Consider the following 11,656-nt stretch of genomic DNA (forward strand, 5'->3'; position numbering starts at 1 on the left):
GAGTGTGCATCCCCATGCAGCGTGCAGCATGGCGCCGACGGTGACGCCGGCCCGTCGCGCGACGGCGACGAGGGCCGCGTGCACGTCAGGGTCGAGGTCGAACCGCCTCGTCCCCACTCCGTCGATCACGCCGTCCCGAGTTCGGTCCACGACGCGGCTCGTCGTGTCGAAGGCGGCGACGATCGACGTGGTGTCGTCGACCCCCGCGAGCACCGACGACCAGGCCTCCCGCTCACCACTGCGATCACGGGTGAGGAGGGCGCGCACAGCCGCGGAGTGACGGTCGGCGGCGCGGGGCGCATCGGCGTACGCGCGCCGGATCTCGGCGAGCACGAGGGGCACGGACCATCCGTCGGCGACGAGGTGGTGGACGGTCTGCACAAGGCGATGCCGGGTGCGCTCAAGGGTGACCAGCGTGTAGCGGGTGAGCGGCGCCGACGCGATGTCGAATCCGCGACTCCGGTCCTCACGGGCCGCGCGGTCGATGGCACCCGCTCCCCCGTCCGCATCGGCTGTCGCGTCGACGACTCGGAACTCAGGAGCGGGGGCGTCACCGGTGACGACCACGGTCGAGCCGTCGTCGACCTGGACGAACCGGGCCGACAGTGCGCTGTGGCGTCCGATCACCGTGTGTGTCGCGCGTGCGAGAGCGTCGGCATCGACCGGTCCGTCCACCTCGATGATCTGTTGGACGAGGTACGGATCGCTGTTTGTCTCGCTCGTCTCGCCGACCGAGTGGAAGACGATTCCCTGCTGAGTGGCGGTCGCCGCGGTGACGTCGCGCAGTCCCGGATTCGCGGTCTCGAGTGCGCTGACGTCTGATGCGGTGAGACTGACCGTCGGGAAGTCCGACGGCGTATGGCCCGCAACGTCGGCGGCACTGATCGCACGAAGCGTCTGCACCCAGCGGTCGGCGAGGAACCGGACGTCCTCGTCCGCGAGGACTCCCGACGCGCGACTGAACGCCGCCGTCAGCCGCGGACCGTCAGGTCCGTCGGCCACCACGGCGTTCACTTCGAGCGGACGAGGAAGCGGCATCGCCGGGTCGCGCCCCTCGTAGGGCACGGTCCCGGGCGCCATCGCCCAGTCGGCGTCCGAACTGCCGAACCGCCCGAGGTAGTTGAGCAGGACGGGCGCCGAGTGTGCGGGAACCGGATCGTCGACGAGGTGTCGGAGCGCGCCGTAGCCGATTCCGTGGCGTGGAACGGAGCGCAACTGTTCTTTGACCGAGCGTACGAGCGCGCCCGCGTCGGACCGGTTCACGCCGCCCAGGTCGATGTGGACCGGATAGAGGGTGGTGAACCATCCGACGGTCCGCGAGAGGTCGAGATCGCCGACCGGATCGGCCTCCCGTCCGTGCCCCTCCATCTCGACGGTCACTGCGTCCGCGTCCATGTACTCGGTTACGGCGACGGCGAGCGCCGCGACGAGCGCGTCGTTCGGCGATCCGTGAATTGCCGCGGGGAGGACGTCGGTGAGATGTCGGGTGAGGTCGACGTCGAGTTCCACGGTGTGCGTCCGCTCGGTCGCGACCGTGTCGGTGGCGGGGTCAACGGGTCGTCCGAGGATGCCCGCGGGACGTGCGCAGGTGTCGACCCAATGCTCTCGTTCGTCGTCGAACGCGCCGTTTCGTGCGGTTGCGGTCAGCGCGCTCGACCACGCCCGCCACGAGACCGGCTCGGCAGCGACGGAGTGCGGCTCGGTGATCGCGGTAGCGAGATCGTCGGCGAGCACGCGCAGCGATATGCCGTCGACGACGGTGTGGTGAGCGGTGAGCACCAGACGTCCGGAGTGTCCCGGCCGCTCGATCCAACTCGCCGAGAAGGCACCGGAGGGGCGGGTGTGGTCGAGGCGGTCGACGTCTCGATCGGCGATCCGCGCGGCTTCGACGGCGAGCGCCTGGTCTCCGGTGTCGGCGGGTACCGAGTCGACGCGTACGGTGACGCCTGCGCGGTCGGCGCCCACGGACATGTCGACCGCCGACGACACCGTCGCGTTGAGCACCGGGTGGACGGCGACGACGGCGTCGAGTGCGCGCTGCACCATCTGGACGTCGACATCGCTCGGCACAGTGAGCGCGATTCCCTGATAGAAGCGGTCGAGACCCGCGGGTGCGGCGACGTCGTGCAGCCAGTGCAGGATCGGGGTGGGCGTCAATGCGCCGTGTGACTCGATCGCCGCGATCGACGACTCCTCGGCCTGCCGCAGCAGCAACGCGAGTTCAGCGGGGGTCCGTGCCGCGAACACATCGCGCACGCGCAGCGTCATCCCGACGCGACGGACCGCGCTGACGACGCGGATGGCGATGATACTGTCGCCGCCCGCGGCGAAGAAGTCGTCGTCTGCCGCGACCCTCTCGAGCCCGAGAACCTCGCCGAACACACCGCACAGGAGTTCTTCCTCCGGTGTCGCCGGTTCCGCACTGCCCCCCGATGCGACGACCGGCGCGGGCAGCGCCCGCCGGTCGATCTTCCCGTTGGCCGTCGTCGGCATCGTGTCGAGCGTCATGACGAGCTCAGGGATCATGTAGTCGGGCAGCGTGCGGGCGCACGAAGCGGTCACCGACGCGATGGCCGACCATCCGTTCGGTGTCTGAGCCGACGCGGTCACGTAGGCAACCAGTCGCTGGGTGTTGCCGTGACCGACGACAGCGACCGCGCAATGCCGCACACCGTCGGCGGATGCGACGGCGGCCTCGATCTCTTCGAGTTCGATACGACGGCCACGCAGCTTCACCTGGTTGTCGACGCGACCGAGGAACTCGAGGCTTCCATCCTGCGTCCACCGGGCACGGTCGCCGGTCCGGTACATGCGTCCGCCCGGTGGACCGAACGGGTCGGCCACGAACCGGGAGGCGGTGAGATCTCCTGCGCTGACGTATCCGCGGCCCAGCAGGAAACCCGCGGCGTACAGTTCGCCCGCTTCTCCGACGCCGAGCGGCGTGAGGCGCTCGTCGAGGACGTGGAGTCGAGTATGTGGGTTCGGCTTCCCGATCGACGTCGCTATTCGTTCGGCCTCCTCCCGGTAGATGACGTGCGAGACGCCGATCGTCGCCTCTGCTGGTCCGTAACCGTGGTACAGCGTGGTCGTGGTCTGCTCGCGAAAGCGCGCGAACAGTCCGGGGGTCAGGACCTCTCCGCCGCACCACACGTGCCGGAGCCCGCGCATAGCGCTGTCGCCTGCCACGGCCCGCTCCCGATCCATCTCGAGGAGGACGTCGAGCATCGACGACACGAGGTAGACGAAGGTGACGCCCTCGGACTCGATGAGGTGTAGGAGACGGTCGGGGTCGGCTTCGTCACCCGCCGACGCGACCACCACCCGTCCGCCGGACACCAATGGAAGCAGGATCTCGTTGACCGAGATGTCGAAGGCTAGCGGAGCTTTGAAGAGGGTCGCGTCGTCGGGACCGAAGTGGAGGATCTCGTCGCGCTGCCAGACGAGTCGTTCACAGATCGCCTCGTGTCGGATCATCGCGCCCTTCGGATTACCCGTTGACCCGGAGGTGAAGATCACGTACGCCAGGCGCTTCCCGTCACCCGGACGAGGGGTCGAGAGCGGGAGTGCGGCAAGACGCTCGACGGGATCGACATCGGTCTCTCGGTGTGGCGCGCAGACGTCGATCGTCACCACCGGCACCGGCCAGCCGACGGTGTCCGGCTCGGTAACCACCGCGTGCACACCCGCGCTGTCGATGACATGCTCCCGTCTGGCGACCGGCCATGTGGGATCGATGGGGACGAAAGCACCCCCTGCTGCCGTAACAGCGAGGACGGTCACGACCATCTCCGCCGATCGCGGCATCCCGACTCCGACGACGGTCTCCGGGCCGACGCCCGCCGCGAGGAGTTCATCGGCGAGATCGGTGACGCGACGGGCGAGATCGTGGTAGGTCAGGCGGACTCGAGCGTCGACGACCGCGACGGCGCACGGCGTACTCTCTGCTTGGCGGGCGACGAGCGACGCAATAGTCGAGTCCACGGAGGCTGCTGTCATGAGGTTAGGGTAACCTACGGTCCAACTGCGCTTCGGGCCCACCCGTCGAGTCGTCCGTCGACCGTCGCACGGCCCCCGTCTGACAGGAGACCCTTTGTCCAACAATCCATTCGACGATGAAACCGGCACGTTCTTCGTTCTGGTCAACGACGAGGATCAGCACTCGCTCTGGCCGTCGTTCGCCGACGTTCCTGCAGGTTGGCAGGTGGTCCACGGCGCCCCGACCGGTACTGATCGCAGCTCGTGCATCGAATACGTCGAACAGAACTGGACCGATCTTCGACCTCGCTCGCTCCGTGAGTCCATGGCCGCCGACGCCGTCGCGAACTGACCCTTCCCCCCCACACACTCCGAGAGGTATCCCACTGATGCACCGCACGCTCGTGAACGGCAAGATCCACCGCGCCACCGTCACCCAGGCCGATCTCCACTATGTGGGATCGATCACCATCGACGCCGACCTCATGGCTGCGGCCGACCTCGTCGAAGGCGAACAGGTCTCGGTTGTCGACATCACCAACGGCGCCCGACTGGAGACCTACGCGATCACCGGAGAGCCCGGTTCTGGACGGATCTGCATCAACGGTGCCGCCGCCCATCTCGTGAACCCGGGCGACCTCGTCATCATCATGTCGTACGGACAGTTCTCCGAGGCCGAAGTCACGATGCACGAGCCGAACGTCGTCCACGTCGACGGCGACAATCGCATTGTCGCGCTGGGCAACGATCCGGCCGAGCCGGTCCCCGGAGCCGTCGACCAGTTCGCCACCCGCTGAACACATGCAGGCGGCCCCGGATCATTCGAATGATCCGGGGCCGTTGCGTGTCCGCCGCTGCGGCTCAGTCCGCGGACGACAGGTCGATGTATCCGCCGCGGGTCCCGAAGAAGTCGGTCGCCGACACCTCGGTCCCGTCGTCCAGGCGCAGCCGATCGAATACGATCGCGGGTTCGGGGACAGTGCGCGATGCGCCGCAGACGATGGCGACACCTCCCTCATAGGGGACGGTCACCCGTCCGGGCGTGCCACCGAAGCGACCGGTCGAGACGTGAGCCTCCAGCACACGGACACGGGAACCACCGAAGGCGAAGTGCGCGTTCGGATACGGGTCCGACTGCGCTCGAACCAGCAGTTCGATGTCCGATGCGGACGCCGTGAAGTCGATACGGGATTCGAGGTCAGACCGCTTGTGGAAGTAGGTCATCGCGCCAGGATCCTGTGAGATCTCGGTCAACGTGCCTGCGGCCAGGTCTGCGAGCGAGCGCACCACTAGGGGCTCGATCAGATCCATCGTCGCGAGTACAAGTTCCGTGGTGGTGCTCGTAGGACCGACCGGCACAGCCTGCTGCGCTACGACCGGCCCGGTGTCCAGGCCCTCGTCCATGCGATGGACGGTGACGCCCACGTGCGACTCCCGGTTCAGTAGCGCCCACAACACGGGTGAAAAGCCCGCGTACCGCGGCAGGAGCGAGTCGTGGATGTTCAGCGTACCGTGGGTCGGCGCGTCGTAGATCTCGCGCGGAAGCCATGTGCGCCAGTTGTTGGCGACGATGACCTCCGGCTCGGCGGCACGCACCGCGTCGATAAGTGCCTGGTCGGCTCGCGTCGCGACGTGGACGGGCACACCGTTCTCCGTTGCGAGGTCCTCGACCGAGTCTGCCCACATCTGCTCGTACGGGTGGTTGCTCTTGGGATGGGTCACCGCGAGCACGACCTCGTGTTCGGTCTGTAGAACGGCAGACAGTGTCCGGTAACCCCAGCTCTGATATCCGAGCGTGACGACGCGCATGTCAGTGCTGCCCGGTGAGTTCGCGAACCCACGCGCCGACGCGAGGTTCGTCAGCGAGCGTCACCAGGTCCACTTCTGTCGATCCCGCGGCACGCCACCGCTCCACCAGTGCCATGAGCCGGACCGAGTCGAGCCCCATGTCAAGGATGTCGGTGTCATCGTGGAGATCGGCTGCCGGAAGCCCGAGCATGCCCGCCAGGTCGTCGATGATCCGCTCGCGGGTCAGCGTCGGCTCCTTCTGGTCCATTCGTGTATCGCCCTTCTGTGTCTGTTGTCTATCGGTCGTTATGGTCTGGGCGTCATTTCCCATGCGGGTCAATGAGCCCGGACCGCGGTCTTGTTCGACGGATGGCCGCCCGCCAGGACCTCTCGGAGCCGTCGACGGCTGACCTTGCCGACGCCGGTCTCGGGGAAGTCCTCAACCACGACGACGGAGTCCGGCAGCTTCCACTCGGCCAGACCGCGACCGCGTGCGAACGCGCGCAGGGCGGGTAGCGTCGGAGCATCCTGTCCGTCGGCGGCGATCACATAGGCGCAGGTGCGCTCGCCGAGGTACTCGTCGTCGATGGCGACGACGATCACGTCGCGCACTGCCGGATGCTCGAGCAGATGCTCTTCGAGCTGTTCCGCGGAGACCTTCTCGCCACCGCGATTGATCCGGTCGCCGCCGCGGCCGCGCACGATGAGCTCTCCGCCCTCGGCGAGTTCGACGACGTCACCGGTGCGGTACCAGCCGTCGGGGGCGAAAGACGCTGCGCCCTCGCCATTCCAGTAGCCGCGGATCGTGTACGGCCCCTGAACCTCGAGGAAACCGGGGCCGGAGGCGACTGGGACTCCGTTCTCGTCGACGAGACGGATCTCGTCGAAAGGCGACATAGGTCGCCCCTGCGTCGTGGTCACGATTTCCTCGGGTGCGCCGATATCGGTGTAGCAGACCAGCCCCTCGGCCATACCGAACACCTGCTGGAGCGTGGCGCCGAGAGCGGGACCGATCCGTCGCGCCAGCTCGTCGGGGCAGCGCGCGCCGCCGACCTGGACCGTCGTCAGACTGCCGAGGTCGTGGGCCGTGCCGTTCTCAGCGGTCTCGGTCCACAGCCGGGCGAGGGGAGGAACGAGGCCGACCATCGTCACATGTTCACGCTCGACGAGTGGCCACGCCACCGACGGGGTCGGGGACGCCGCGAGGACAACGGATCCACCCGTGTACAGCGCACCGAGGATTCCCGGCGACGACATCGGGAAGTTGTGCGCCGCAGGCAGCACGACGAGGTACACAGTGTCCGCGGTGACACCGCACACCTCGTTGCTGCGCCACACGCTGTACAGGTAGTCGTCGTGGGTGCGCGGAATCAATTTGGGCATGCCGGTACTGCCCCCGGAGAGCTGGAGGAACGCCACTGCCGACGGATGGGAGCGGCCGTGGTCACGCGGCTGTGCGTCCAATGCCGCGAGCTCGTCGAGATCGATGACATGACGCAGCGTCGGCGCGTGAGCGGCGACGGTGCGAGCGAGTTCCGCGTGGTCGAATCCCTGGAGGACTCCGGGATGGACGAACGCGACCGCTTCGGACGCCTGTGCTATGCCGACGAGTTCGGCCTCGCGATGGGCGGGCAGACAGAACACGGGCAGTGCCCGGGCGCGGAAGAGCGCGAACACGGTCTCGACGTAGGCGACCACGTTCGGCAGCTGCACGATGACTCGGTCGCCGGGCTGAATACCGAGGTCGGCGAATGCGGCCGCGAGTCTGCCGACACGCTCGTCGAGTTCGCGATAGCTGATGGAGCGATCGACGTCCACGACGGCGACCCGGTCGGCGACCGCGGGGTCGGATGCTCGAGCGACGAGGACGTCGTCGAACGTCTCCCCCCGCCATAATCCGTTGTTGCGGTACAGTTCTTCGAGTTCAGAGGGCCAACTAGTGAATGTCACCAGGTAAGGCTAGCCTAATGGAATGGCTATCCCATCCATCGCCCCGTACCGAATCCCCGAAGGCCCGTTTCCCGCCCGCGTCGACTGGACGCTGAACGCGGGCCGCACCGCACTCCTCATCCACGATATGCAGCGGTATTTCATCGATGCGTATCAGCGCGAGGAAGAGCCGATTCGCACGGCACTGCCCAACATGGTCCGCATCCGCGAGGCCGCCGAGAACGCAGGCGTTCCGGTGGTGTACACCGCACAGCCGGGCGACCAGCACCCCGCTCGACGCGGCCTACTGCGTGATTTCTGGGGCTCAGGCCTCGTCTCGGGCCATGACGAGGAAATCGTCCCCGAACTCGCGCCGCGCGACGGCGACATCCAGGTCACGAAATGGCGGTACTCCGGTTTCGCGCGCACCGACCTCCGCCAACTCCTCGCCCATCACGGACGCGATCAGCTCATCGTTATCGGCGTGTACGCACACATGGGGTGCATGATCAGCGCCACCGATGCTTTCATGAGCGACGTCGCACCGTTCTTCGCCGTCGACGCGATGGCCGATTTCAGCGGGGACGAGCACGAGATGGCCGCGACCTACATCGCGAAACGCGCAGGACTGGTCATGGACACCGGGGCCATCGTCGCCGCCCTGGAATCGGCGTCGACCCGCGCTTCCGCGTGACCTCCAGCGAGAGCACATTAGACATTAGGCTAGCCTCACTTATATGACTAAGATTGTCGTGGTGACCGGCGCAGCGAGCGGAATCGGAGCCGCTTGCCTGCGTGCCCTGCACGAACGTGGATGGACTGCCGTCGGCCTCGATCGGAACGGTTCTGACGCTGCGAAGGATTCCGCTGCACGAGCCTGCGCCGCCGGGGATCCTCCCGTGTGGCACTGTGACGTCAGCGATCCGTCGGATGTCGCGGAGGCGGCGTCTCGTGTGGCTGACGTGGGAGGCGCCGAAGCGCTCGTCAACATCGCGGGTGTCCTGCGCCCCGGCACGATCGACTCCCTTGACCCGGTCGCGTTCCGCGAGATGGTCGATGTGAATCTCGTCGGTGTCCTGCACTGCCTGCAGGCGTTCGGCCCGCAGCTTGTGGATCGTCGGGGCGGTGTCGTGACAGTCGCGTCGAACTCGGCCGGTGTGCCACGGACCGGGATCGGTGCCTATGGCGCGACGAAGGCCGCGGCGGCGATGCTGACGCGTTCGTTCGGGCTCGAGAACGCGGTGGCAGGCGTCCGGGCAAACGTCGTCCATCCCGGCTCCACCCGCACGCCGATGCTCGAAAGCCTGTGGGCGGATCCGAGCGGCGAGCAGTCGACGCTCGGAGGCGATCTGGACGCCTACCGTGTCGGTATCCCGCTCAGGCGGATCGCCGAGCCGGTCGACATCGCCGAGTCGGTCGCGTTCCTGCTTGCCCCTGAGGCTCGGCACATCACGATGCAGGAACTGTACGTCGATGGCGGGGCCAGCCTGCGCAGTTGACTCAAATTGCCACTGAAACCAGTTATCCAACACACCGATTCGAGGATTTCGATGACTCCCCCACTGTGGACGACAGAACCCGGCACGACGGCTCCGGAAGCGCCGGCGCAGGAGCCGGCCGCGACTGAAATCCACCCGATGCACTGGCGGTCGAGCACCGCCGAGGTGTCGGCGGACACGAGCATAACCGTCGGTCCTTCCGCACAGCGGTCCACGGATCTTGGGGCCGCGATCGATCGCGCCGCGCGGCGTTCCACGGCTGGTGTCGCATTCGGTGCGCTGCCGTTCGACCGGACCGCAGCGTCCACAGTCATCACCCCCGCAGACATCACCCATATCGCCGACCGACCGGTGACGCAGTTGAAGCGGGCGTCAAGCAGACCTTCGGAACCGTCCGACTACCTCGCCGGTGTGTCGTCGATCTTGTCGCGTATCGCTGACGGCACAGTCGACAAGGTTGTTTTGGCGAGGTACAGCGACATGCTGTTGGAGTCGCCGAGCGATCCCTTGGATATCGCGGCGCGGCTGGCCGTCCGCAACCCGTCTGCTCACGTCTTCGCCCTTCCGGTCGGCCCCGGACGTCATCTCGTCGGTGCGAGCCCTGAACTACTACTCGCAAAGACTGGCGCGAATGTCCGTTCGCACCCTCTCGCGGGTTCGGCACGCCGTACCGGAGATCCCGTGACCGACGAACAAGCCGCCGACCGGTTGCGCCGGTCGGATAAGGATCTGCGCGAGCACCGCTACGTCGTAGAGGCGATCTGCGATCTGCTCTCTCCTCACTGCCGCAGACTCAGCGCCGCGGACCCGGATGTCGTGGCAACCGATTCAATGCTCCACCTGGGCACCGAGATCACCGCGGAACTCGACGACCCGCACGCTTCGGTGTCGCGTCTCGCGGCCGAACTGCATCCGACGCCGGCCGTGTGCGGAACTCCGCGGGCCGCTGCCGGCGCGGCGATCAATGAGACCGAGTCGTTTGATCGGGGCTTTTTCGCCGGTGCCGTCGGCTGGCAGGATCGCGCCGGTGACGGCGAGTGGGCAGTGTCGATTCGATGCGGCGAGGTGACCGCCGAGCGTGTGCGAGCCTATGCGGGTGCGGGCATCGTCGCCGGCTCTGATCCGACCGCCGAACTCACCGAGACTGAGGGCAAACTGTCCACACTCCTAGCCGCGCTCGGTTGACCCTTCCCGGAGGGGCAGTGTGGACATCGCCCTACTGACACAATCGCCCGCTGCGCAAAAACTACGACGCAGAGTTCGACGGCGCTGTTGCGGGCGATCCATTCGAGCGAGCTGACATCCCCGGAGTTTCCAGGCACGCCGAGGCGATCTAGCGAGATCAACAGCACATCTGCGGAGCTCCCGAAAGACGAAGAAGACGTACTTTGCCACGCTCGATCTGCCACTGGCCTTGCGCCGATCGTTTCTCCTCGTGCAGTAGTGTTCGCCGAAGGAAGGGTGCACAGCGGGAGGAACGGTAAAGCGGGTTTCGGTGGTCGGCTGTTCAGGATCGGGTAAGACGACTCTGGGGCGGCGACTTGCAGATGTGTTGGGGCACCATCACCAGAGTTGAGCGGGCAGCCAAAACGGCGTCGAGGGCGTCGGCCTTGCCGCGGCCACGATCCGCGTCGAGGGGTGGGTGCCTAAACGACGCGGTAGCCGGCGTCGGCGAGTACGTCGCCGAGCACAGCGCCGTAGGAGCCGGTTCCCTCGGCCGAGATCAGGACTGCATCGAGGTCACCGTCGGTGAGGTGACCGATCCAGTCGCGGGCACGCTGTAGACCGGCGGGCGTGGTTGGGAATGAGGCTTGGTCGACCAAAGCCCCGCCATCGCGCGGCGACGATGGCGTAGCTGTGGGTCGCGGCGTGGGTGTCGACCCCGACGACATAGCGGTAGAAGTCGGCCACGGTGGCGTGCAGACTGGACATACGATGTTCTCGTCAGTGATTGGGTTGGACGTCGTTGCTGGCGTCAGCCTGGGGGAGAAGTCACGACGAGGCGGGCCTGTAATGAGCCACGCCGCCAGGACCGCAATCCACCGCGGCGGGCGTGCTTCTGATCAAGCCATCGTTGTGGGCCAGGGTCGGCGCCGGCACCCAGTACCCGCTGGACAGATCCCGGGCATGACACCCCAAAGGGGGGCAGGCGATTCGTACCGTTGACTGCGCCGAGCTGCTCCCCTATAACACCAGCTTCAAGAAGGGAGCCTGAACGTCAGGACCCACCGCAGGGACTGGGCTTGCGCGGCAAATTCCGCCGTACGCACGTCAGGAACCTAGACCTGCAACGGACACAATCCGCGCGCGCATCCGACGCCGGTAGTCACCGACTCTGTCCCTTACTGCCATGCAGACATCTCACATGTAATGCGATCGACCTGAATCGCCCCGGCGTGTCCGGAGACTCTGGTGTGTCCCGGGTTCCGTGGGGTCGAAGAGTCTTGGATTCTGGTGTCTGACAT

General features: G+C 66.8%; 10 protein-coding genes. 5 read left to right on the plus strand and 5 right to left on the minus strand.

Translation table 11 applies throughout. From position 1 onward, the window contains the following. Nucleotides 1-3,996: amino acid adenylation domain-containing protein (locus tag ACTIMF_RS18540; RefSeq protein WP_442351757.1), on the minus strand; the 3,996-nt coding region annotated here is incomplete at its 3' end. Nucleotides 3,997-4,090: 94 nt separating this feature from the next. Between ACTIMF_RS18540 and ACTIMF_RS18545 the strand changes: the two genes are divergently transcribed. Further along, nucleotides 4,091-4,327 carry an MbtH family protein gene (locus ACTIMF_RS18545; protein ID WP_442351758.1) on the plus strand — a complete coding sequence of 79 codons (237 nt, stop codon included), beginning with the start codon at nt 4,091-4,093 and terminating at the stop codon, nt 4,325-4,327. 37 nt (nt 4,328-4,364) lie between these two features. Then, nucleotides 4,365-4,772 (plus strand): aspartate 1-decarboxylase, encoded by a 408-nt coding sequence (panD, locus tag ACTIMF_RS18550; protein ID WP_442351759.1) that lies wholly within the window; start codon nt 4,365-4,367, stop codon nt 4,770-4,772. Between the two features lie 64 nt (nt 4,773-4,836). Here panD and ACTIMF_RS18555 read toward each other — a convergent pair whose 3' ends face one another. From ACTIMF_RS18555 to ACTIMF_RS18565, 3 genes are all read right to left on the minus strand, one after another. After that, complete coding sequence (locus ACTIMF_RS18555; RefSeq protein ID WP_442351760.1) at nt 4,837-5,784, minus strand: methionyl-tRNA formyltransferase; 948 nt, start codon at nt 5,782-5,784, stop codon at nt 4,837-4,839. A 1-nt stretch (nt 5,785) separates the two neighbouring features. Beyond that, nucleotides 5,786-6,031 carry a phosphopantetheine-binding protein gene (locus ACTIMF_RS18560; RefSeq protein ID WP_442351761.1) on the minus strand — a complete coding sequence of 82 codons (246 nt, stop codon included), beginning with the start codon at nt 6,029-6,031 and terminating at the stop codon, nt 5,786-5,788. Between the two features lie 68 nt (nt 6,032-6,099). Next, entirely contained in the window at nt 6,100-7,713 is a 1,614-nt protein-coding gene (locus ACTIMF_RS18565) for a (2,3-dihydroxybenzoyl)adenylate synthase (protein ID WP_442351762.1), read from the minus strand. 22 nt (nt 7,714-7,735) lie between these two features. Between ACTIMF_RS18565 and ACTIMF_RS18570 the strand changes: the two genes are divergently transcribed. From ACTIMF_RS18570 to ACTIMF_RS18580, 3 genes are read left to right on the plus strand one after another with little or no spacing between them, the layout of a single operon-like run. Then, a complete protein-coding gene (locus ACTIMF_RS18570) occupies nt 7,736-8,386 on the plus strand; it encodes an isochorismatase family protein (RefSeq protein WP_442351763.1) in 651 nt (216 codons plus the stop codon). A gap of 43 nt (nt 8,387-8,429) precedes the next feature. Next, nucleotides 8,430-9,191: an SDR family oxidoreductase gene (locus tag ACTIMF_RS18575; RefSeq protein ID WP_442351764.1), complete on the plus strand. Its 762-nt coding sequence runs from the start codon at nt 8,430-8,432 to the stop codon at nt 9,189-9,191. A gap of 51 nt (nt 9,192-9,242) precedes the next feature. Continuing rightward, nucleotides 9,243-10,376: an isochorismate synthase gene (locus ACTIMF_RS18580; RefSeq protein WP_442351765.1), complete on the plus strand. Its 1,134-nt coding sequence runs from the start codon at nt 9,243-9,245 to the stop codon at nt 10,374-10,376. A gap of 461 nt (nt 10,377-10,837) precedes the next feature. On the opposite strand, the gene ACTIMF_RS18585 is transcribed toward ACTIMF_RS18580, so the two are convergent. Further along, entirely contained in the window at nt 10,838-11,014 is a 177-nt protein-coding gene (locus ACTIMF_RS18585; RefSeq protein WP_442351766.1) for a hypothetical protein, read from the minus strand. Nucleotides 11,015-11,656 lie beyond the last annotated feature (642 nt).

It is taken from the genome of Gordonia sp. (in: high G+C Gram-positive bacteria), from assembly GCF_052106715.1.
Classification (GTDB): Bacteria; Actinomycetota; Actinomycetes; order Mycobacteriales; family Mycobacteriaceae; genus Gordonia.